Raw genomic sequence first — 22187 nt, forward strand, 5'->3', positions numbered from 1 at the left:
GAGGGAAGGGGCGGGGGTGGCGGGGAATTTGGGGCTGGGGTGAGCCGGGGGCAGTGGGTGGAGGCTGGCTGGGAATTGGGGCTGAGGTGGGCTCGGGGAAGGGGTGGAGGTCGGCTCGGGGATGGGGCTGGGGTGGGGTGAGGGAAGGGGCGGGGGCGGCCGGGAATTGGGGGCCGGGGTGAACTGGGGGAAGGGGCGGGGGTCGGCTGGGAATTGTGGCCGGGGTGAGCTGAGGGGAGGGGGCGGGCGGAGTTTTGGTTACCACGGCATTGTTGTGCCGCCGTTTGGGCGGAGGATCTGGCCTGTGGTGAAGGCTGAGGCGTCCGAGGCCAGGTGGAGGACGGTGTGGGCGATGTCCTCCGGTTCGCCGACTCGGCCCAGCGGCGACAGGCGGGACATGCGCGCCTCGGTGTGCGCCTGCGCGCCGGCGTCGTGGCGGTCGGTCATCGGGGTGCGGATCCAGCCCGGGGCGACGGCGTTGACGCGGATGCCGTACCGGCCGACCTCGGTCGCGAGCGTCTTCGTCAACTGGACCACGGCCGCCTTGGCGGCGCCGTAGCAGAGCAGCCCGGGGCCGCCGATGTCCACGGCGCCCGAGGCCATGGTGATGATGCTGCCGCCGTTGTCGCGCGCCAGCATCAGGCGGGCCGCCTCCTGGCAGGCGTACAGGACGCCCTTGAAGTTGACGGCCAGGACCCGGTCCAGATCCTCGTCGCGGGTCTCCAGGACCGGGCTGCTGTGCATGATGCCCGCGACCGCCGCCATGACGTCCAGCCGCTCGCAGGACGCGACGGCCCGCCGGACCTGGCCGTGGTCGGTGACGTCGAGGTGGTGGGTGCGGGCGGTGCCGCCCTGGTCCTTGATCAGAGTCGCCGTCTCGTGCAGCCCCTGCGCGTCGCGGTCCGCGCCGTGCACGGTGGCCCCTGCCTGCGCGAGCAGTACGGCACAGGCGCGGCCGATGCCGCTCGCGGCGCCGGTGACGAATGCGGTGCGTCCGGTGAGGTCGTACGCCTTCACGGCCATGGAGGGACGGTACGAGGGTTTCTGACGGTCCGTCAATTGGCTGGGCGTCGACGTCAACGGGGGGTGCGCGGGCGGACGCGCCGCGTCGGTGGGGAGCCCGGAGCGGGGGCGGGGCCCGTCTGGCAGGCGGGGCACCAGTAGGTCGGGCGCTCGCGGGAGCCGTCGCCCTGGTCGGCCGCGCGGACCTGCGTCCCGCAGCGCAGACAGGGGCGGGGTGCGCGGCCGTACACGAAGAGGTCCTGGCCGCGGCGGCCCGTCGTGCTGCGGACCGGGCGGTCGCGGTTGGACTCCAGCAGGCGCTTCGCGAGGGCGGGCAGTTTCGCCGCGCGGTCGGCAGGGAGTGCGCCGATGGGGAGCCATGGGGTGGCGCCGAGGAGGAAGCAGAGTTCGCTCTTGTAGATGTTGCCGATGCCGGCGAGGTTGCGCTGGTCGAGGAGGGCCTCGCCGAGGGGGCGGGCGGGGTCCGTGAGGAGGTTGGCTAGGGCTTGCTCGGGGTTCCAGTCGGGGCCCAGCAGGTCGGGGCCGAGGTGGCCGACGGCGCGCTGTTCGTCTGCGGTGCGCAGCAGGTCGAGGACGGGGAGGCGGTAACCGACGGCGGTGCGGTCGTGGGTGGCGAGGATCACCCGGATCTGGTGCGCCGGGCCGCCGGTCCAGCGCTGGTCGGCGGCGTACACCTGCCAGGAGCCGTCCATCCGCAGGTGCGAGTGGAGTGTGAGGCCGCCTTCGATACGGGTGAGGAGGTGTTTGCCGCGCGGGGTGACGTCCAGGACGGTGCGGCCGGTGAGGTCGGCGGTCGCGTACTTCGGGACCCGGAGGTCCGAGCGGGTCAGCACCTTGCCGGCGAGGGCGTCGTCCAGTCGCCTCGCGGCCTGCCAGACCGTGTCACCTTCGGGCATGGGTCAAGGGTGGCACGGGGGGTGGTGGGCGGTGGGGTGGGTGGTTGTCGTCATGCGCGGAGGCGTAGGCCTCGTGGGGTCGCGATGAAGCCCGCTCCTTCCAGGAGGGTGCCGATGGGGGAGGTGAGGGCCGAGACGCCGTTGACGCGCTCCACCGTGACCGTGCCGAGGGAGCCCGCGCGCGCGGCCTCGGCGAGGGCCTGCGCGGCGGTGTGCAGGCGTGGGTCGTCGGTGGGTGCGTCCTCGGTGTCCGGGGTGGCGGGCCAGGCCAGCAGGGTCTTGCCGCCGCGCTCCATGTAGAGCGTCAGCTCGCCGTCGACGAGGACGACCAGGGAGCCGGCCTTACGGCCCGGCTTGTGCCCGGCGCCGCTGGGCGGCTCCGGCCAGCCCAGGGCGGCACCGTACGCGTTCGCCGGGTCGGCGGCGGCGAGGACGACGGCGCGGGAGGAGGCGGGAGAGGAGGCGGGGGAGGCGTAGGAGGCGCTGCCGTTGCGGTTGCGGCCTTGGGCGTGGATGCGGTTGGGGTTGAGGTTGGGGTGGCTGGGGAAGCCTGGGCCGTTCGGGAAGCTCGGGGTGTCGAAGGGGGACGAGGACGAGAAGGCGGTGTCGAGGTCGGGGAGGTCCCATGCGTCGCCGGAAGCGTTGCCGGATGGGTCGCCGTCGGGGAAGGGGAAGGTGACGTCGCCTGGTGCGCCCGGTGCGCCCGGTGCGGTGTTCGGGCCGGTGGGCAGGGGCTCGCCTCGGTCTCGGGCGTTGGCCACCGCGCGTAGGCGGTCCACCGCGCCGTCCATGGCGAACTGTGCGGCGCCGAGGCCCTCGACGACGTACCCGCGACGGGCCTGACCGCTCTCCTCGAAGACGGACAGGATGCGGTACGTCGCCGAGAAGCCGCCCTCGACGCCCTCGGCCGCGACCGCGCCCCGGGTCACCACACCGTGCCGGTCGAGGAGCGTGCGGGCCAGGGCGTGGGCGCGGACGGTGGGGTCGGGTTCGTGGGCGGGGAGCAGGGACCAGCGGCCGGCGACGGTCGGGGGGCCGCTGCGGGAGGCGGGGCGCGCCGCGGCCGTCAGCGAGCCGTAGCGGCCGCGCGGGACCGTGCGCCTGGCGCGGTGGGCCGTGGAGCCGGCGGTGCGGCCCGAGCCCAGCAGGGAGCGCATGGGGGCGAGCGTGTCGTTGGTGAGCCGGCCGGACCAGGCCAGGTCCCAGACGGCGTCGGCGAGTTGGGGGTCGGTGGCGTCGGGGTGCGTGGTGGCGCGGACCTGGTCGGCGATCTGGCGGAAGAACAGGCCGTAGCCCCCGGAGAGGGCGTCCAGGACGCACTGGTGCAGCGCCGTCGGCTCCAGGGGGTGGGGCGGGGGCAGCAGCAGGGGCGCGGCGTCCGCCACGTACAGGGAGACCCAGCCGTCCTTGCCGGGGAGGGCGCCCGCGCCGGCCCAGACGACCTCTCCGGCCGCGGTGAGTTCGTCGAGCAGCGCCGGGGTGTAGTCCCGTACGCGGGAGGGCAGGACGAGTTTCTCCAGGGCCGAGGCGGGCACCGACGCGCCCTGGAGCTGCTCGACGGCGCGCACCAGTCCGTCGACGCCGCGCAGGGAGTGGCCCTTGCCGATGTGCTGCCACTGGGGCAGGAACTGGGCGAGCGCGGGCGGCGGGACCGGTTCCACTTCGTGTCGCAGGGCGGCCAGGGAGCGGCGGCGCAGCCTGCGCAGGACCGTCGCGTCGCACCACTCCTGGCCGATGCCGGCCGGGTGGAACTCGCCCTGGACGACGCGCCCGCCCGCCGCGAGCCGCTGCAGGGCGCCCTCGGTCACCGCCACGCCGAGGCCGAAGCGGGCGGCGGCGGTGGTGGAGGTGAAGGGGCCGTGGGTGCGGGCGTGGCGGGCGAGGAGGTCGCCGAGGGGGTCCTTGACCGGCTCCGTGAAGGCTTCCGGCACTCCTACGGGCAGTGCCGTGCCGAGCGCGTCGCGCAGCCGGCCCGCGTCCTCGACCGCGGCCCAGTGGTCGGCGCCCGCGATGCGGACCCGGATCGCGCGGCGGGCGGCGGCCAGCTCCGGTGCCCAGTGCGGTGCGGCGCCGCGCTCGGCCAGCTCGGCGTCGGTGAGCGGGCCGAGGAGGCGCAGGAGGTCCGCGACGCTTTCGGTGTCCTTCGCGCGGCGGTCCTCGGTGAGCCACTGGAGTTCTCGTTCGAGTGTGGTGAGGACCTCGGCGTCGAGCAGTTCGCGCAGCTCCGCCTGGCCGAGCAGTTCGGCCAGGAGACGGGAGTCCAGGGAGAGGGCGGCGGCGCGGCGCTCGGCGAGCGGGGAGTCCCCCTCGTAGAGGAACTGGGCGACGTAGCCGAAGAGGAGGGAGCGGGCGAAGGGGGACGGTTCCGGGGTGGAGACCTCGACCAGGCGCACCTTGCGGGACTCCAGGTCGCCCATCAGCTCCACGAGGCCGGGGACGTCGAAGACGTCCTGGAGGCACTCGCGGACCGCTTCCAGGACGATCGGGAAGGAGCCGAACTCGCTCGCCACCTGGAGCAGTTGGGCGGCGCGCTGGCGCTGCTGCCACAGCGGGGTGCGCTTGCCCGGGCTGCGGCGCGGCAGCAGCAGCGCGCGGGCGGCGCACTCGCGGAAGCGCGCCGCGAACAGCGCCGAGCCTCCGACCTGGTCGGTGACGATCCGGTCGACCTCGCCCTTGTCGAAGACGACGTCCGCCGCGCCGACGGGTGCCTGTTCGGCGTCGTACTCCGTGCCGAAGGCGGCGTCGGCCCTCATCGGCTCCCGGTCGAGGAGGTCCAGGCCCATGAGGTCGGCGTCGGGCAGCCGCAGGACGATGCCGTCGTCGGCGTGCATCACCTGGGCGTCCATGCCGTAGCGCTCGGCGAGCCTGGCGCCCAGGGCGAGGGCCCAGGGGGCGTGGACCTGCGCGCCGAAGGGGGAGTGGACGACGACCCGCCAGTCGCCCAGTTCGTCGCGGAAGCGCTCGACGACGATCGTGCGGTCGTCCGGAATGTGGCCGCAGGCCTGGCGCTGTTCGTCCAGGTAGGAGAGCACGTTGTCGGCGGCCCACGCGTCCAGGCCCGCGGTGAGCAGGCGGAGCCGGGCGTCCTCCTTGGGGAGGGAGCCGACCTCGCGCAGGAACGCGCCCACCGCGCGGCCGAGTTCGAGCGGGCGGCCCAACTGGTCGCCCTTCCAGAAGGGCAGGCGGCCCGGGACGCCGGGGGCCGGGGAGACCAGGACGCGGTCGCGGGTGATGTCCTCGATGCGCCAGGAGCTGGTGCCCAGCGTGAAGACGTCGCCGATGCGGGACTCGTAGACCATCTCCTCGTCGAGTTCGCCGACCCGGCCGCCGCCCTTCTTGGGGTCGGCGCCCGCCAGGAACACGCCGAAGAGGCCGCGGTCCGGGATCGTGCCGCCGGAGGTGACGGCGAGGCGCTGGGCGCCGGGGCGGCCGGTGACCGTGCCGGCGACGCGGTCCCACACCACGCGCGGGCGTAGCTCGGCGAACGCGTCGGACGGGTAGCGGCCCGCGAGCATGTCCAGGACGGCCGTGAACGCGGATTCGGGGAGGGCGGCGAAGGGGGCGGCCCGGCGGACCGTGGCCAGCAGGTCGTCCACCTGCCAGGTGTCGAGCGCCGTCATGGCGACGAGCTGCTGGGCCAGCACGTCCAGCGGGTTGGCGGGGACCTTCAGGGACTCGATCGAACCGGTGCGCATCCGCTCGGTGACCACCGCGGCCTGGACGAGGTCGCCGCGGTACTTGGGGAACACGACGCCCGTGGACACCGCGCCCACCTGGTGTCCCGCGCGGCCCACGCGCTGCAGGCCGGAGGCCACCGAGGGCGGGGACTCGACCTGGATCACCAGGTCGACGGCGCCCATGTCGATGCCCAGTTCGAGGCTGGAGGTGGCGACCACCGCGGGCAGGCGGCCCGCCTTGAGGTCCTCCTCGACCAGGGCGCGCTGCTCCTTGGAGACCGAGCCGTGGTGGGCGCGCGCGATGACGGGCGGGGCGCCCTGGGCCGCGCCCGAGCCGCCCATCAGCTCGGCGGGGGCGTGGTGCTCGCCCAGCGGCTCGCCGGTGGCCCGCTCGTACGCGATCTCGTTCAGCCGGTTGCACAGGCGCTCGGCCAGGCGGCGGGAGTTGGCGAAGACGATCGTCGAGCGGTGGGCTTGGACGAGGTCGGCGATGCGCTCCTCCACGTGCGGCCAGATCGACGGGCGCTCCGCTCCCTCGGAGCCGTCGGCGACCGGGGAGCCGCCCAGCTCGCCCAGATCCTCCACGGGGACGACGACGGAGAGGTCGAACTCCTTGCCGGACTTCGGCTGGACGATCTCCACCTTGCGCTGTGGGGAGAGGTAGCGGGCGACCTCGTCGACCGGGCGGACCGTCGCCGAGAGGCCGATGCGGCGGGCCGGCCTCGGCAGCAGGTCGTCGAGCCGCTCCAGGGAGAGCGCGAGGTGCGCGCCGCGCTTGGTGCCGGCGACCGCGTGCACCTCGTCCAGAATGACCGTCTCGATGCCGGTCAGGGCGTCGCGGGTGGCCGACGTCAGCATCAGGAACAGGGACTCGGGGGTCGTGATCAGGATGTCCGGCGGGCGCGTGGACAGCGCGCGGCGCTCGGCGGGCGGGGTGTCGCCGGACCGGATGCCGACCTTGACCTCCGGTTCGGGCAGGCCGAGGCGGACGGACTCCTGGCGGATGCCGGTCAGCGGGCTGCGCAGGTTGCGCTGGACGTCGACCGCGAGGGCCTTGAGAGGCGAGACGTATAGGACGCGGCAGCGTTTCTTCGGGTCGGCGGGCGGGGGTGTCGAGGCGAGCTGGTCCAGGGCGGCGAGGAAGGCGGCCAGGGTCTTGCCGGAGCCGGTCGGGGCGACCACCAGCACGTCCGCACCCTCGCCGATGGCCTGCCACGCGCCCGCCTGGGCCGCGGTGGGCGCGGAGAACGCCCCCGTGAACCAGCCGCGGGTCGCGGGCGAGAAGCCGTCGAGGGCTCGGTGTGCGGAACTGACCATGCGTCCATCCTGCACCCAACCACTGACAATCGCTCTGACCTGTGGATATGTGGATATGTGGGTGAGGGTGCCGGTGGTTGGGGACGGGCGGGTGGTCCGGCCGTCGCGGAGAATGGAGGTATGGCGGGTTCGGGTGAGCTGGCGCGGCACTGGCGGTATGCCGAGCTGCCCGGGGTCGATCTGCTGCGCGCCCGGTATGTCCGCAAGACCTTCGTGCGGCACACCCACGAGCACTTCGTGATCGCCGCCATCGCCGAGGGCGTGGAGGTCTTCCACCATCACGGGGCCGACCAGTACGCGGGGGCCGGGGCGCTCGCGCTGGTCAACCCGGACACCCCGCACACGGGGCGGGCGGGGGTGCCGGAGGGGTGGCGGTACGGGGCCGTATATCCGTCGCCCGAGGTGGTGGCCGGGATCGCGGCCGAGACGACGACCCTTCGCGGCACCCCCGGGTTCATCCGTCCTGTACTCGACGATCCGCACGCCGTCGGGTTGGTGCACCAGGTGCTCCGAGCCGCCGAGGAGGGCAACGCGCTGGCCGCCGACACGCTGCTGCGGGTGGCCGTGACACGGTTGCTGCGGCTCAACGGCGGGCCGCTGCCGCAGCGCGAGGTGCGCACGGCCGGGGCGCGGATCGCCGTACGCGCGCGTGCCGTGCTGGAGGAGCGGCTGGCCGATCCGCCGACGCTGGAGCAACTGGCCGGGGATCTGGGCACCGGTTCGTTCGCGCTGCTGCGCGCCTTCCGGGACGTGTACGGGCTGCCGCCCCACGCCTGGCTGACCGATGCCCGCGTGCGGCGGGCGCGGCGGCTGCTGGATGCGGGGACGGCACCCGCCGAGGCGGCCGTCGCGGTGGGCTTCACCGACCAACCGCACCTCAACCGCCACTTCGCCCGGATCGTCGGCGTCCCCCCTGGGGCCTACCAGCGTGAGCGCAAGAACGTACAAGACGCGCGCGGGCCGCTGCTCCTACCGTCGCAGGTGTGACAGAGCAGGCAGAACGGGTAGAGCGGGCGGAACGGGCAGCACTCACCGGCATGGCGTCCGACGGTGACGGTGGGGGAAAGCCGGACGCCGTCGTCGTACGGGACGCCCTCGGGGTCGGGGTCGCCGTAGGGCTCTCCGGGTTCGCCTTCGGGGTGACCTCGGCGGGCAGCGGGCTCTCGGTGTGGCAGACCTGCGCGCTCAGTCTCCTGGTGTTCACCGGCGCGTCCCAGTTCGCGCTGGTCGGGGCGCTGGCAGCGGGAGGCAATCCGCTGACGGCCGCCGCGGGCGCCTTCTTCCTGGGGGTGCGCAACGCCTTCTACGGACTGCGGCTGTCGCAGGCGCTGGCCCTCCCGCGCGCGGTACGCCCGTTCGCCGCCCATGGGGTGATCGACGAGACGGCGGCGGTCGCGCTGGCCCAGCACGGGCGGCGGGGCGCGCGGATCGGCTTCGCCGTCACCGGGGTGAGCCTCTATGTGCTGTGGAACCTCACCACCTTGCTCGGTGCGCTGGGCGCCGAGGCCATCGGGGACACGGACGCGTGGGGGCTCGACGCGGCCGGGCCCGCCGTCTTCCTGGCGCTGCTCGCGCCCATGCTGAGGACCGCCGCCGAGCGGGCCGTCGCCGGGCTCGCGGTGCTTCTGGGACTCGGCCTGCTGCCCGTCCTGCCCGCCGGAGTGCCCGCTCTGGCGGCCGCGCTCGCCGTGCCGGCCGTCCTGTACCTCGAAGGCCGCCGCGCGGCCCGCCGGGGCGACGACGGTCGTTCGGGAGACGCGGGCGGCGCGGGAGAGGGGGAGCGTTGAACACCTGGATCGCGATCGGGGCGACCGCTCTCGGCTGCTACGCCGTCAAACTCGCCGGACTGCTCGTCCCCGCGGGCCTCCTCGAACGGCCTCTTGTCAGACGGTTCGCGGCCCTCCTCCCCGTCGCCCTGCTCGCCGCCCTCACGGCACAGCAGACCTTCGCGGACGGGCACGCGCTCGTCCTGGACGCGAGGGCCGCGGGGCTCACCGCGGCCCTCGTCGCCATCGTGCTGCGGGCTCCCTTCCTGCTGGTCGTCGCGGCCGCCGTGGTGGTGACGGCGGGGGCGCGGGCCCTGGGCGGGTGAGGCAGGGGGGGGCGGAGGCGGGGGAGCTAAGGAGGCCGCTGCCGACGAGGGTCAGCCGATGGCGCGGCCGTACGCCCTAAGGGTGCGCAGCGCCTCGATCGTCACCATAGGGCGGGCTTCCAGGACAGGACCGGGCGCCCAGTGACGCCACTGGATCGGCCAGCCGCCGTCCTCCTGCTGCTCGTCGGCGAGGTGGTCCAGACAGCGCGCCATCTCGTCGTCGGTGAACCACGCGCGCGCGAGAGAGCCCGGAGTCCGCGCGAAGTCGTACGGGAAGTGGTGCTCGCCGGGCGCGTAGCCCGGTGCGACCGGGTACGCGTCCAGGTGGTCCGGGTCCAGCGCGGCGAGCCGCTGCGCGCGCACCAGGCGGCCCAGCCGGTCGGCGGCCGCCTCCGCGCGCGGGCGGTCGGGGGCGGAGTCCAGGAAGGCCACCGCGGCCTCGACCTCGTACGGATGGGACCGCTCCAGGGAGTCCACCGCCTGCCAGCAGAAGTCCGTGGCCCTGAACAGCCAGGCGTGCCACGCCTCGTTGCGGTGCAGCAGGCCCACCACGGGCCCGGTGGACAGGAGTTCGCTGGGTGGGTCGTCCACGATCGGGATGAAGGGGGCCGCCGGGTACCCGCGCTGGCTGGGATGGATCGCCGGCAGCGCGCCGTCGCCGGTGGAGACCGAGGTGAGATAGCGGCACACCCGTTCTACGCGACGGCCGCCGAGGTGCCCGATGGCGTCCAGGACGCGCAGTGCGCGCACGGTGTGCAGGGGCTGGCTGACGGGGCCGCGCAGATCGGGCTCGAGCGCGTGGCCGTAGCCGCCGTCCTCGTTGCGGTAGGCGTCGAGGGCGGTCTCGACGGGATCGGCGGCGCCGTGGAGGAAGTCGTGCGCGAAGAGGCGCTGCTCCAGCACGCGCGCGGTGAGCCAGACGAAGTGCTCGGCGCGCAAGAGCGGGGAGTGCGCCGGGGGCGTCGGGGGGAGTGGGGATGCTCCGGTTTCGGCCATGGTCAGACCGTAGGGCGCGAAGCGGTCCCGTCAGGCGGTCCCGGCGAGGGGCACCCCCGCGCGGGGATACCGGTGTCATGCGGTTGACGGTCTTCGTACGTGCTCAGCGGCGGGAGACTGTCGGGGGCCTCAGCCCACAACCTCCGAGGTCGGGTAGGAGACCGTCTGCCACCGGTCGGGTGAGTCTCTACGCGACCAGCCGTTGACGGTGTCCGGATTTGCCCGCTCGGCGGGGTCGATGATGAACCCGTTCCCGTAGAGCATGCCGATCGGCAAAAATCTTGGACAGTTGATTACGGGATCACACCAGCCCAGCCTTTGGTGAGTGCGCTCAGCCTTTACTGCGAAGGGACAGCGATCTTCCGTTGTCCGGTGTCATTGAGCTGAGTGCTGTGGGGTCACAGGCTGTGGGCGATGGGGTGTAGCGGTTCGTACAGCGGGAGTTCGGCTCCGCTGGGGAGACGGATCGCAGTCAGTCTGCCCCAGCGCTGCTCGCTGACCGGGCGGGTGATCTCGACACCCTGGGCGCGGAACTCGCCGAGCTGGGCATCGAGGTCGTCGCACAGCAGGAAGAACTCATGCTGCGGCGGACCGTCGGTCGGGTGCACGGCCACCTCGGCCGGGGGCAGCTTGAAGATGAGCCAGCCGCCGCCCGCGTCGACGCCGGGAAAACCGAGGACGTCACGGAGAAAGGCGCGGTCTGCCTCGGCGTCCTGGCTGTAGAGGATGACATGTGCACCGCTGATCATGGCTGGCTCCTGCCCCGTTGACGTGCTGGCGGTCGTGCCCCCGGCATCCTGGCACGCTCAGGTCCAAGAAGACCTTCGGCTGCGTTCGACGACACACGACGACTGAATTGCATGACAGCGGACATCCGTTTCCATGGCCGGCCGACGGAATGCACCGGCCGCCTGCTGAAGTGCGGCCGCTGCGGAGTGAGTTCCCGCGTAGGGGCGTGGAGATTCCGGTGAACTTCCATACGCAGATGTGCCGTGTCATAAGCAGAGGCTCGCTCCCGGCCGGTGCTTGTGCGTGGGGGCGGGGTGCCTCGATGGGGTGAATCTGCGGTCTGCGTCGACGACGTCGCGTGCGCATGGCCAGGCCGCGCCACGGCTTCAGGCGGCTGATGCACCGCTCGACCGTGCTCCGCTCCTTGTAGGCCTCCGAGTCGAAGCCGGGCGGCCGGCCTCCGGGCGGGCCGCGCCGTAGCCGGTTGCGGACCTGGTCCGGGCGGGCGCGTCCCTCGCCTGCCCGGCCGTCACGACGAGTGCCAGTGGGCGAGCCCGGGTGTCACTGGCCAGGTGGGCCTTGGCGGTCAGGCCGCCGCACGACCGGCCGATGGCGTGGTCGGACGGCTCGCCCCGACCGCCGTCACCCATTGCGGGCGCCGACGGCGTGTTGGTGGGCCGGAGCACAGTGGAGTCCACCGCGGCTGTCCAGCCGATGTCGTCCTCGGCGTCCTTCGCGTTCTCCGCGTCCTCCGTGGCCGGCATCGCGGCGAAGAGCCGCTTGCGCGTGCCATCGACAGCCCGACGCAACAGCCGCGTGTGCGCGGTCCGGAACGGCCCCGGCTCCTTCGGCAGGTCACGCCAGGGAGAGCAGGTACGGCTACGTCCATTACGTCCACGCAGTCGCCTCAAACGTTCGCCGGTGGTTGGCCCATCGCCGCCCGCGGACCGGATCGGCCGGCGTCAACGGTTCGCTCCGATCCCGCCGTTGGCCGAGCCCGGCTGCCGAAGACCGAGAACAAGCCAACCGGTGGGGGTCTGTGAGCCGGGTTGTGATCGCGCGGTCGGTCAAAGGTCTTCCTCGTATCGCGCAAGTACCGTGCCGGGTCGAACGCGTATCGGGCGAGGCCGATCGACACGCGGAACCAGTCCCTCCGCAACGCGCACTCCATCACCGTCACATGACTGTCCGTATTGGATCTAGTGCTTATAGTGACGGTCCTTTTATGGTCAAAGCGACGCCAACGCCGTATCCCTGGAGGATTCGTGGCACGCTTCCGTACTCGTCTGGCCCTGCTGGGATCAGCCGCAGCTCTCACCGCAGGCGCTCTCTCGCCCGCCCAGCCCGCCGTGGCGCACCCGGCCGCCGCAGCGGCCGCGTACGACTGGGTCGCCCTGGGCGACTCCTACACCGCCGGGGTCATCCCCGCCGCGGGCGACGTCTTCGAAGTGCCCCGCGACGGCTGCGAGCGCACCGACCAGTCCTACCCGCAGGTCATCGACCGCGACCTCGGCTCCCTCATCGAGCTGACGAACGTGAGCTGCGGCGCCGCCACCATCAACGACATCACCTTCAACGCCCAGCAGCCGATCGGCCGTCACCTGCCGCCCTTCTCCGAGGACCCGGACTACCCCTTCCCCCCGGTGCCCCCCCAGTCCGAGGCGGTGGGCCCCGGCACCGACGTGATCACCGTCGGGGCGGGCGGCAACACCCTCGGCTTCGCCGACATCCTTGTCACCTGCCTACAACTCGGCGACGGCAGCGGCGGCGTGGGCACCCCGTGCCGGGACGACCTGGCCGACGACATCCCCGGCCGGCTGGCCAAGGTGGGCAAGGACTACGACGAGATGCTCACCGTGCTCCACGAACGGGCCCCGCACGCGAAGATCCTGGCCGTCGGCTACCCCACAGTCGTCCCCAAGGACACCTCCAAGTGCCGCTACAACGACTGGGAACAGTTCGCTTCGATCACCCCGGGCGACCTGGACTGGCTGCGCACCGACGTCCTGGAACCCCTCAACAAGGCCATCGAGAAGTCAGCCGGCACACACGCCCCCGTCAGCTTCGTCAACCTCTACGACTCCTCCCAGAACCACAGCGTCTGCGACACCGGCAAGTGGGTGGAAGGCATCTTCACTCGCTTCCCTGACCAGTTGGCCTTCGTGCACCCCAACGCCCGGGGCCACCAGAACGCCGCCAACCACGTTGCCGCGGCCATGCTGAACGCCATCGGCGTGAGCTGACCCGCACCCGGCAGTCCAGTCCAGTCCAGTCCAGTCCAGTCCAGTTCTGTCCTGTCCACGACGAACCGCCTCCGGCCCAGCCGGGGGCGGTTCCAGGATCCGGGCGGCCCTCCAAACCCGGCTCTGCCCACCCCGCTCACTCTCCGGTGAGAGCGCTCAGCCCTTGCAGGGACGGAACGGTCATGGAGGCGAGCCCGTCAGTAGTCCAGGTGGGACAGCAACTCGTTGACGGGCTGGTTCCGTATATGACAGGTACGTAGGCCTGGACCGGGCCGCCTACTCGTGGAGACGGAGGAATTCCCGCGCGCCGCGCAGGTGGGTGCGCAGGGACCGTTGGGTCGTCCGGCTGTCGAGGCGTACGTCGAGCGCTCCGGGAACGGGGCTCTCCGCCCGCAGACCCGCGGGCAGACGGGAGGCGTCGAGACCGTCGCGCCTGGCGATGAGGACGCCTAGTTCGTGGCGGCTCAGGGCGTCGGACCCTGCGAGATGGTGGACACCTGCTGCTCCGCTCGCCGCCAGTTCCAGCAGCGCTGCCGCCAGGTCCGAGACATGGACTGGGCAGCGTACGTCGTCGGTGAACAGGGCGCCGTCGAAGGTGCCGGTGACGAGTCGGTGCACCAGGCGCTCGTGCACGGAACGCCCGTGGCCGATGATCAGCGACGTGCGGGCGACCACGGCCGTCGGATGCACCGTGAGGACCCCGGTCTCCGCCGCGGCCTTGGCCGCGCCGTACGGGGTGACGGGGTCCGGGAGACAGGACTCGTCGTAGTGGACTCGGCCCACGCCCGAGAACACCGCGTCGCTGGACACGTGGACCATGCGGGTCCCGTGCTTCGCCGCGACCAGCGCGAGCTGGAGGGGGCCTTGCGCCGTGACCGCCCAGTCGGCCCCGCCGCTCGACGCGTTGATGACGACGCTGGGGTTCACCTCGGCCATGACGGCGTCCAGGCTGTCCGCGTCCCGCAGATCGAGGGGGCGCCACGCGGTCGGCGAGGCGGTGCCCGGTTCTCTCGTGTACGTCGCGACTGTCGTGTGCCCCGCCGTTCTCGCCTGCCGGACCAACTCGGACCCCAGGAAGCCGGACCCACCGACGATCAGAACCGTCATGCGCGTAACCGTAGCCCCGTGGGCCCCACGATGAAGGCGGTCACCCTGTGTTCGGGTGACCGCCTTCATCGTCCGTCCGGCCGGACGGGAAGCGACTACGTCTGCGGCTGCCAGAGGTAGTGGACGTCGGGTTCGCGCTCGTCGCTGCGCTGATCGTCGGCGCGCTCGGCCTTGGTGAAGCCGTGCCGCTGGTAGAAGCGCTGGGCCGGGCCATTGAGGTTGTCCCGAGATGCGGAGGAAGTTGACAGTGGGTCAGATGGGACTCGTAAGAGGACCTGTGGCTATGACTGCACCCCGGAAATACTCGCTTGCGCGGCTGGATCCGCCAGGCCGAGGCGGACGCCGGCGAACGCGACGACCGTCTCACCACCGGCGAACGCGCCGAGCTCGCGGCCCTGCGCAAGGAGATCGCCCGGCTCAAGCGGGCAACGACGTTCTGCGGACGGCCTCGGCTTTTTCGCGGCGCAACTCGACCCGACCCCGACCCGACCCGGCCCAGGTGACAGCGCTTGTTGACGAGCATCCCCGCCTGGGAGTCGAGTGCGTACTGCGGGAACTGCACATCACTTCCTCCACCTGCTACCGCTGGTGCACGCCGTCCTCAGATGAAGGGATTGGACTATCCGTTGTGTGCTTCGAGCTCGGTCGCCAGCGTCTGTTGGGTGGCCGCCCACGACGCCAGGAGCGCCAAATTGTCGGCGGTCGGTGTGCCCGCGGGGGCGGTGTAGATGTTGAGGTGCAGGCCGGGTTCGGCGGGCAGTTGCAGGGACTCGACGTCCAAGTCGAGCTGGCCCACGATCGGATGGCGCACCCGCTTGCGGCCGGACCGGTGCAGCCGCACGTCCTGAGATGCCCACCGCTGCCGAAATAGCTCACTGCACGTCGACAGTTCGCCGACCAGGGCGATCAGCTCCTCGTCGTGGGGATTACGGCCGGCTTCCATGCGTAGCTTCGCGGCCACGCCACCGGCGACTTGGTCGTAGTCGACAAAGAAATCTCTTGCCGCCTCGGGTTTCAGATAGACGAACCGCGCTGTGTTCGCGGGCCGTCGCGGTTCGGCCAGCACCGGTGAATACAGCGCGCGAGCGAGTTGATTCATGGCGAGCACGTCATAACGGCCGCTACCGATCCAGGCCGGCGCATCGGAGATCGCGTCGAGCACCTGCTGCAACGTCGAGCGCACCGTCACGACAGGCCTACGCCGGCGTGGGCCGCCGGGCGTCCTGGATTGGCGCGCGAGGTGGAACAGGTGGTCGCGCTCGGCCTCGTCGAGTTGCAAGGCAGAGGCCAACGCGTCGAGCACGCCGTCGGAGGCACCGGCGAGGCTGCCGCGCTCCATGCGCACGTAGTAGTCGACCGACACCCCCGCCAGTAGCGCCACCTCCTCGCGGCGCAGACCTTTGACCCGACGGTTGCCGCCGTAAGCGGGCAGGCCCGCCTGCTCGGGTGCGATGCGGGCGCGACGCGAGCTGAGGAACTCCCGGATCTCGGTGCGTAGATCCATCGTGGTCATCCCCTCACCGTAAGCCCGGCCCGCAGCCTAAGGGGTACCCGATGCGGTCGTCGCGGTGCCGCCGTCCACCGGGATGATGGCGCCCGTGAGGTAGGACCCGGCCCGGCTGGCGAGAAACACGGCGATACCCGCCATGTCGTCGTCGCGGCCGAGCCGGCGCAGAGGGGCCGCCGCCGCGATCTTGTCGCCGATGGCATCGAGCGTGGACTCCATCATCTGCGACGGGAACACTCCCGGTGCTACCGCGTTCACCGTGACGTGCTGCGGGCCCAGCTCTCTGGCGAGCACCCTGGTGAGTTGATGGAGTGCCGCTTTGCTGCTGGCGTACGAGTAGTTGGGCGACTGGGCGACGTGGATGGCGCCGATACTGCCGATGTTGATGATCCGCGCGGGATCATCGGCGGTGCCCGCCTTGCGAAGTGCGGGGAGCAGCGCCTGCACCAGCCAGAACGGCGACTTGAGGTTGAGATCGATCACTGTGTCCCAGGCCTCGTCCGGGAACGTCGCCAGCGGCTCGCGCCACATCGCTCCCGCGTTGTTGACAAGGATGTCCAGGCCTTCCGAGTGGGCCTGGACGAGATCAGCGAGGCGCTGACACTCGTCGTGCCTGGACAGGTCGGCGGGAATTGCTTGAACGTCGCCGAATTCGGACAGTTGATGCTGTGCCTCCGCGCACGCGTCTGCCTTGCGTGAGCTGATGACGACGCGGGCGCCCGCCTGGAGAAGGCCGCGCGCAATCATCATCCCAATGCCCCTGGTGCCGCCAGTGACAAGGGCGCACTTCCCACTCAGATCGAAAAGTTCTGTGTGAGTGGTGAATTGGTTGTCCGCCATTGGTCTCCATCCCTTATGCCGTGGAAGAATGCGCCGACACGGTCGCGCATTCGAGGCAGATGAATTGAACTGATGGGTGTAAAGCTGCAGTTGTGTCCATGGAGTGTTGTCGGCGCTTTCGACTCAACCAGGTTGACAGGCGTTTTGGACGTCTGGGAGACCCTGGTGATACAGGTACTGCGAGAGCCCCCCTTGCCTGGTGCGCTGACTCACCCCGGATCCAGCGGCTTGATGCCGGTGGATGGTTCTTCCACCGGAAACGAAGAAGTGCCTTGCGGCCTGCGATGGTGGGTTTCTCCAGGACCACATCAGGCACGATCGGCAAGGCACTTCCGAGATGCAGTCTTCCTGTGCCGCGCGGCGGTCCCATCCGCGTTCGATGATCCGAACCTGGTCGCGTACGGCGGGCTGGAGCCGGTGGTGCGGCTGGCCGAGCGGTGCGGTCAGCCCGCGCTGGTCGGGGCGTATGTCCGGCTGCCCGCCTCGAAGGACGGGGCGTCGACGACATGGACTGCTGCGGCATGGTGTGGTGGGCCGCCTGTTCTTCGGAGTGCGGGCCCCGTCCACGCCGGGGTCGTTCCTGCGCTGCTTTTCACTCACGGGCAGGTGAAGCAACTGCACGCCGTGGCCCGCCGGGTTCCTGCCCGAACTGGCCCGTCACAAGTCGATCGGCTCCCTCGCCCGCCGGCTTGGGCATGCCGGCCCTGGCTTTACTCTGCGTACATACACGCACTTCATGCCCGATGCGGGCGCCCGCGAGGTCGCGCCGCCATGGATGCTTGGATCAGCGGGGAGGCGAACTCCCTGGAAACGCCCTGACGGTCGTGCGGGGGTGTGAGGGGCAGGAAACATGCAGGTCATTGTGGGTATGGAGCAGAATTCATGCGGTTGACGGTCTTTTGGCAGCGGATGGACGAGCACTTCGGCGCGGGGTACGCCGACACCTTCGCGCGCGATCACGTGATGACGGAGCTCGGCGGGCGCACGGTGCACGAGGCGCTGGCGCACGGCTGGGAGGCCAAGGACGTGTGGCGCGTGGTGTGCGTGGCGATGAACGTTCCGCAGGAGATGCGCTGATCCGTCACGAAGATCGTAGGCGGTCCTCCGGTTGTCGGTGGCGTAGGCGAGACTTGGACCGTGGCACCCACTGACGAGACCGGGCAGGCGGCCCGGCACGCATCCCCGCCCGGGCCGCCGCCGCCCGCCGGGCCGCCGCCGCCCGCCGGGCCGCCCCCGGCCGACGGCGGCGCCGCGCAGGGTGCCCGTATGCCGCGCTGGCTTCCGCGCGCCATGGTGCTCGCGCTCGCCCTCTTCGGTGCGTTCCAGCTCGGCACCTGGGCCTTCCACCAGGTCATCGGGCTGCTGCTCAACATCCTGATCGCGTTCTTCCTGGCCCTCGCCATAGAGCCCGCGGTCAGCCGGATGGCCGCCCGCGGAATGCGCAGGGGGTTCGCCACCTTCCTGGTCTTCTTCGGCCTGCTGATCGCGGTCGCCGGCTTCTTCACGCTGCTCGGCTCGCTCCTCGCGGGACAGATCATCAAGATGATCGAGGGCTTCCCGGAGTACCTCGACTCGGTGATCAACTGGGTCAACAACACGTTCCACACCGACCTCAGGCGCGTGGACGTCCAGGAGGGACTGCTCCACTCCGAGTGGCTCAAGAAGTACGCCCAGAACAGCGCCGCCGGCGTCCTGGATGTCTCCACACAGGTCCTCGGCGGTCTCTTCCAGCTCCTGACGATCGCCTTGTTCTCGTTCTACTTCGCCGCCGACGGACCCCGCCTGCGGCGCGCGGTGTGCTCCGTCCTGCCGCCCGCCAGACAGGGCGAGGTGCTGCGCGCGTGGGAGATCGCCGTCGCCAAGACCGGCGGCTACCTGTACTCGCGCGGGCTGATGGCGTTGATCTCCGGCGTGGCGCACTACATATTGCTGCAGGCCCTGGGCATCCCGTACGCGCCCGTCCTCGCCGTCTGGGTGGGCGTGGTCTCGCAGTTCATCCCGACCATCGGCACCTATCTCGCGGGCGCCCTGCCCATGCTGATCGCCTTCACGGTCTCGCCCCTGTACGCACTGTGGGTGTTGATCTTCGTGGTGGTCTACCAGCAGTTCGAGAACTACATGCTGCAACCCAAGCTGACCTCGAAGACCGTCGACATCCACCCCGCCGTCGCCTTCGGCTCCGTCATCGCCGGCACCGCCCTCCTGGGCGCCGTCGGCGCGCTGATCGCCATCCCGGCGGTCGCCACGCTGCAGGCGTTCCTGGGTGCCTACGTGAAGCGCTACGACGTCACGGACGACCCCCGCGTCCACGGCCACCGGGGCCGCGGCGAGGGGCCGGGACCACTCACCCGCGCGCGGGGGTTGTGGACGCGCGTGCGGCACCGGGCGGGCGGCGGGCCGCGGGAGCGGTCCGACTGAGGGTCGCGGCGCGCGTCAGGACGTGAGGACGGCCCACACGGCCCACGCCCCGGCCGCGGCGACCGCGACCGCGTAACACCCCACCACCGCGGCCACGATCCGCCACCGCACCGACTCGCTCCAGGACGTGCGGGACAGCAGCCAGGCGAGAAGGGGCAGCACCACAACGGCGTGCAGGCTGACTCCGTGCAGCGGCTTGAACGGAGCCGTCGAGTGGTACGCCGCCTCCTGGTGCCCCGCGCGGGTGAGCACCACACCGCGCGCGATCATCGCCGCACCCGAGGCGAGCGCGACCAGCAGGATCGCGAAACCGGAGCGCACCGCCAGGGCCATCCCGGCCGGGCCCGTCGGCCGGTGCCGGAAGGACGCCACGGCGAACACGGTGAGCAGCACCACGAGGACGCCGCCGCCGACCGCGAGCACCATGGACACCGCCGTGTCGAACGGCGTCTCCATGTCCAGGTGCGAGGGCACTCCGCGCCACGCCTGGAGGGTGATCCCCCCGACCTCGACGACGCAGTCGACGGCGAACACCCCGAGCAGCGCGGTACGCAGCCGCGGTCCGACGCGCACATACGACGTGACCTTGACGACCGCGAGAAGCGTCACCCCGAAGGAGAGCCCGAAGGTCACCGGCTTGCGCCAGGAGACGGGCGCGTCCCAGGGACCGCCGTCGACGGCGAACACCACGAGGTGGACGAGCCCGGAGAGGATCAGGAGGACCGCGGTCCCCAGGTAGAGGCGGTACGGGATCCGGCTCGTCTGCCCCGGTGCGGCTCCGGCTTCGGTTCCGGGTCCGGCTTCAGGATCGGCTTCGGGTCCGGCTTCGCTGCGGGGCGTAGTGGTCTTCTGCTCGTCCATGCCGCCAATGCCATCGATGCCGTCCGTGCCGTCCGTGCCGTTCATGCTGCTCATGCCGTCCGTGTCGTCCATGCAGCGAGCGTCTCGGTCGCGTCGTGCGCCGTCGTCGTCCGGCCGAAGGCATCCGCCGTACGCCCGGGGCAGTAGCCGTGAGGGTGTGGGACGAGGGCGGGGCAGGGCCGGATCAGGGGTGTCGCCCGGTGGTGAACGTAGCCTCGGAAGTGCCGCGTGGTGCGCTTGACACGAAAATCGAACATCCATTCTCATGGAGGCTCCGGTGCAGCTCGTGGTGGGAATTTCGTCCCGTTTGGGGCGGGTAAGTGCCCGAGTTATCCACAGGCCGGACCGGCGTCGAGGCGCATTGTCAGTGGCAGGCGTTAGCGTCTTTGACGTGAAGCGATCGACTCAAGCAAACCGGGTGGAACCCATGGCAGGAACCGACCGCGAGAAGGCATTGGATGCCGCTCTCGCACAGATTGAACGGCAGTTCGGCAAGGGCGCGGTGATGCGCCTCGGCGAGCGGCCGAACGAGCCCATCGAGGTCATCCCCACCGGGTCGACCGCACTCGACGTCGCACTCGGCGTCGGCGGCCTGCCGCGTGGCCGAGTGGTGGAGGTGTACGGACCGGAGTCCTCCGGTAAGACCACGCTGACGCTGCACGCCGTGGCGAACGCGCAGCGGGCCGGCGGCCAGGTGGCCTTCGTGGACGCGGAGCACGCCCTCGACCCCGAGTACGCGAAGAAGCTCGGCGTCGACATCGACAACCTGATCCTCTCCCAGCCCGACAACGGCGAGCAGGCCCTGGAGATCGTGGACATGCTGGTCCGCTCCGGTGCCCTCGACCTGATCGTCATCGACTCCGTCGCGGCGCTCGTCCCGCGCGCGGAGATCGAGGGCGAGATGGGCGACAGCCACGTCGGTCTGCAGGCCCGTCTGATGAGCCAGGCACTGCGGAAGATCACCAGCGCGCTCAACCAGTCCAAGACCACCGCGATCTTCATCAACCAGCTCCGCGAGAAGATCGGCGTGATGTTCGGCTCCCCGGAGACCACGACCGGTGGCCGCGCACTGAAGTTCTACGCCTCGGTGCGACTCGACATCCGCCGCATCGAGACGCTGAAGGACGGCACCGACGCGGTCGGCAACCGCACCCGCGTCAAGGTCGTCAAGAACAAGGTCGCGCCGCCCTTCAAGCAGGCCGAGTTCGACATCCTCTACGGCCACGGCATCAGCCGCGAGGGCGGCCTGATCGACATGGGTGTGGAGAACGGCTTCGTCCGCAAGGCCGGCGCCTGGTACACGTACGAGGGCGACCAGCTCGGCCAGGGCAAGGAGAACGCCCGTAACTTCCTGAAGGACAACCCCGACCTGGCCAACGAGATCGAGAAGAAGATCCTGGAGAAGCTGGGCGTCGGCGTGCGTCCGGAGCAGCCCGCCGCCGAGCCGGCTGCGGACGCCGCGGTGGCTGCGGGCACGCCTGTGGACGACCCCGCCAAGACGGTTGCGGCTACCGCCGCCAAGACCGCCAAGACCAAGGCCGCGGCCGCCAAGAGCTGATCCGTGACGCGACGAACGGACTGGGCCGAGTACGTCCACCCCGACACCCCCCGGGAGGCGGGGGGCGGGGGCGGGGCCGACGGCGGCCTTGCACAAGGCGGCGACGGCTGGTCGGACCGGTGGCCGGACGGCGGCGCGAACCGGCCCGAGGGAGGTGAGGGGGCGGAGAGGGCCGAGGGGGCGGAGAGCGAGGCCTCGCCCCGTGGCGGTCGGGCCGGCCGGGCGCGACGCGGTGGCGAAGGCGGTCCACGGGGCGGGCGTGGGCGCCGTCGGCGCGGCTTCGGAGAACCGTCCGCCGAGGACGGAGGCGACTCCTCCGCGTTCTCCTCGTCTGCCTCGTCGAGGGCTGAACAGGGGGAGCCCTCAAGGGACCCGGCCGAGCGGGCACGGGCGATCTGCCTGCGCCTGCTCACCGGGAACCCGCGCACCCGCAAGCAACTCGCCGACGCCCTGCACAAGCGGGAGATCCCGGACGACGTGGCGCAGGAGGTGCTCTCGCGGTTCGAGGAGGTCGGGCTGATCAACGACAGTGCCTTCGCGGACGCCTGGGTGGAATCCCGGCACCACGGCCGGGGACTGGCCCGGCGCGCGCTCGCGCAGGAACTGCGGACCAAGGGGGTCGACTCGGCGCTGATCGACGAGGCCGTCGCCCAGCTCGACTCCGAGCAGGAAGAGGCGACAGCCCGCGAACTCGTCGCTCGCAAACTGCGCTCGACCCGCGGCCTCGACCGCGACAAACGGCTGCGCCGTCTCGCCGGCATGCTCGCCCGCAAGGGCTACTCCGAGGGCATGGCCCTGCGGGTGGTCCGCCAAGCGCTGGAGGCGGAGGGCGAGGACACGGAGTTCCTCGAGGAGGGCGGGGACTGAGCTTGTCACTGAGCTCGTCGCGGAACAGGGGGATGGGGCGGGAGGGGAGGGGGGAG

General features: G+C 71.4%; 19 protein-coding genes and 1 pseudogene. 9 read left to right on the forward strand and 11 right to left on the reverse strand.

Annotation, left to right across the window (positions count from 1 at the left end; all coding sequences use genetic code 11):
• Positions 1-258: 258 nt before the first annotated feature.
• From BMZ82_RS24050 to BMZ82_RS24060, 3 genes are read right to left on the reverse strand one after another with little or no spacing between them, the layout of a single operon-like run.
• The gene (locus tag BMZ82_RS24050; RefSeq protein WP_093779156.1) at positions 259-1023 is read right to left on the reverse strand and encodes an SDR family NAD(P)-dependent oxidoreductase; all 765 of its coding nucleotides are present in this window, start codon (positions 1021-1023) and stop codon (positions 259-261) included.
• 53 nt (positions 1024-1076) lie between these two features.
• Positions 1077-1919: an Fpg/Nei family DNA glycosylase gene (locus BMZ82_RS24055; protein WP_093779158.1), complete on the reverse strand. Its 843-nt coding sequence runs from the start codon at positions 1917-1919 to the stop codon at positions 1077-1079.
• A gap of 50 nt (positions 1920-1969) precedes the next feature.
• Positions 1970-6913: an ATP-dependent helicase gene (locus tag BMZ82_RS24060; RefSeq protein ID WP_093779160.1), complete on the reverse strand. Its 4944-nt coding sequence runs from the start codon at positions 6911-6913 to the stop codon at positions 1970-1972.
• A gap of 120 nt (positions 6914-7033) precedes the next feature.
• Here BMZ82_RS24060 and BMZ82_RS24065 point away from each other — a divergent pair, with 120 nt between their 5' ends.
• The 3 genes from BMZ82_RS24065 to BMZ82_RS24075 are packed head-to-tail and all read left to right on the forward strand — an operon-like array spanning position 7034 to position 9005.
• A complete protein-coding gene (locus BMZ82_RS24065; RefSeq protein WP_093779162.1) occupies positions 7034-7900 on the forward strand; it encodes an AraC family transcriptional regulator in 867 nt (288 codons plus the stop codon).
• A 50-nt stretch (positions 7901-7950) separates the two neighbouring features.
• Positions 7951-8700 (forward strand): AzlC family ABC transporter permease, encoded by a 750-nt coding sequence (locus BMZ82_RS24070; protein ID WP_093779164.1) that lies wholly within the window; start codon positions 7951-7953, stop codon positions 8698-8700.
• Positions 8697-9005, forward strand: coding sequence for an AzlD domain-containing protein (locus tag BMZ82_RS24075; protein WP_093779166.1), 309 nt, complete (start codon positions 8697-8699; stop codon positions 9003-9005). The genes BMZ82_RS24070 and BMZ82_RS24075 overlap by 4 nt, the downstream gene beginning before the upstream one ends.
• A gap of 51 nt (positions 9006-9056) precedes the next feature.
• Here BMZ82_RS24075 and BMZ82_RS24080 read toward each other — a convergent pair whose 3' ends face one another.
• The 4 genes and pseudogenes from BMZ82_RS24080 to BMZ82_RS41985 form a co-directional block, all read right to left on the reverse strand.
• Positions 9057-10001 (reverse strand): hypothetical protein, encoded by a 945-nt coding sequence (locus tag BMZ82_RS24080; RefSeq protein WP_093779168.1) that lies wholly within the window; start codon positions 9999-10001, stop codon positions 9057-9059.
• 129 nt (positions 10002-10130) lie between these two features.
• Positions 10131-10265 (reverse strand): hypothetical protein, encoded by a 135-nt coding sequence (locus BMZ82_RS41980; RefSeq protein ID WP_256252073.1) that lies wholly within the window; start codon positions 10263-10265, stop codon positions 10131-10133.
• A gap of 134 nt (positions 10266-10399) precedes the next feature.
• Complete coding sequence (locus BMZ82_RS24085) at positions 10400-10750, reverse strand: VOC family protein (protein WP_093779170.1); 351 nt, start codon at positions 10748-10750, stop codon at positions 10400-10402.
• A 337-nt stretch (positions 10751-11087) separates the two neighbouring features.
• A pseudogene (locus BMZ82_RS41985) lies at positions 11088-11756 on the reverse strand (hypothetical protein); the annotation flags it as partial.
• A 239-nt stretch (positions 11757-11995) separates the two neighbouring features.
• Between BMZ82_RS41985 and BMZ82_RS24095 the strand changes: the two are divergent.
• Entirely contained in the window at positions 11996-12973 is a 978-nt protein-coding gene (locus BMZ82_RS24095; RefSeq protein WP_177244635.1) for an SGNH/GDSL hydrolase family protein, read from the forward strand.
• A gap of 276 nt (positions 12974-13249) precedes the next feature.
• Here BMZ82_RS24095 and BMZ82_RS24100 read toward each other — a convergent pair whose 3' ends face one another.
• Positions 13250-14080: an SDR family oxidoreductase gene (locus BMZ82_RS24100; protein ID WP_093779174.1), complete on the reverse strand. Its 831-nt coding sequence runs from the start codon at positions 14078-14080 to the stop codon at positions 13250-13252.
• A gap of 308 nt (positions 14081-14388) precedes the next feature.
• Here BMZ82_RS24100 and BMZ82_RS24105 point away from each other — a divergent pair, with 308 nt between their 5' ends.
• Positions 14389-14583: a hypothetical protein gene (locus tag BMZ82_RS24105; protein WP_093779176.1), complete on the forward strand. Its 195-nt coding sequence runs from the start codon at positions 14389-14391 to the stop codon at positions 14581-14583.
• A 116-nt stretch (positions 14584-14699) separates the two neighbouring features.
• On the opposite strand, the gene BMZ82_RS24110 is transcribed toward BMZ82_RS24105, so the two are convergent.
• Both BMZ82_RS24110 and BMZ82_RS24115 read right to left on the reverse strand, forming a co-directional pair.
• Positions 14700-15584, reverse strand: a complete 885-nt coding sequence (locus tag BMZ82_RS24110; protein ID WP_218159044.1) for a helix-turn-helix transcriptional regulator — start codon at positions 15582-15584, stop codon at positions 14700-14702.
• Positions 15585-15620: 36 nt separating this feature from the next.
• Positions 15621-16427 (reverse strand): SDR family oxidoreductase, encoded by an 807-nt coding sequence (locus tag BMZ82_RS24115; RefSeq protein WP_093779180.1) that lies wholly within the window; start codon positions 16425-16427, stop codon positions 15621-15623.
• 882 nt (positions 16428-17309) lie between these two features.
• On the opposite strand from BMZ82_RS24115, the gene BMZ82_RS24120 reads away from it, so the two are divergent.
• Together BMZ82_RS24120 and BMZ82_RS24125 are read left to right on the forward strand one after the other, a co-directional pair.
• On the forward strand, positions 17310-17504 hold the full coding sequence (locus BMZ82_RS24120; protein WP_093779182.1) for a DUF3046 domain-containing protein: 195 nt from the start codon (positions 17310-17312) through the stop codon (positions 17502-17504).
• 60 nt (positions 17505-17564) lie between these two features.
• The gene (locus BMZ82_RS24125; protein WP_093779184.1) at positions 17565-18845 is read left to right on the forward strand and encodes an AI-2E family transporter; all 1281 of its coding nucleotides are present in this window, start codon (positions 17565-17567) and stop codon (positions 18843-18845) included.
• Between the two features lie 15 nt (positions 18846-18860).
• On the opposite strand, the gene BMZ82_RS24130 is transcribed toward BMZ82_RS24125, so the two are convergent.
• Positions 18861-19778, reverse strand: coding sequence for a hypothetical protein (locus BMZ82_RS24130; protein WP_256252074.1), 918 nt, complete (start codon positions 19776-19778; stop codon positions 18861-18863).
• A gap of 355 nt (positions 19779-20133) precedes the next feature.
• Between BMZ82_RS24130 and recA the strand changes: the two genes are divergently transcribed.
• Both recA and recX read left to right on the forward strand, forming a co-directional pair.
• Positions 20134-21264: a recombinase RecA gene (recA, locus tag BMZ82_RS24135; protein WP_093779186.1), complete on the forward strand. Its 1131-nt coding sequence runs from the start codon at positions 20134-20136 to the stop codon at positions 21262-21264.
• Positions 21265-21267: 3 nt separating this feature from the next.
• Positions 21268-22131 (forward strand): recombination regulator RecX, encoded by an 864-nt coding sequence (gene recX / locus BMZ82_RS24140; protein WP_093779188.1) that lies wholly within the window; start codon positions 21268-21270, stop codon positions 22129-22131.
• Positions 22132-22187: the final 56 nt, after the last annotated feature.

The sequence above is a fragment of the Streptomyces sp. yr375 genome (genome assembly GCF_900110755.1).
Taxonomy (GTDB): domain Bacteria; phylum Actinomycetota; class Actinomycetes; order Streptomycetales; family Streptomycetaceae; genus Streptomyces.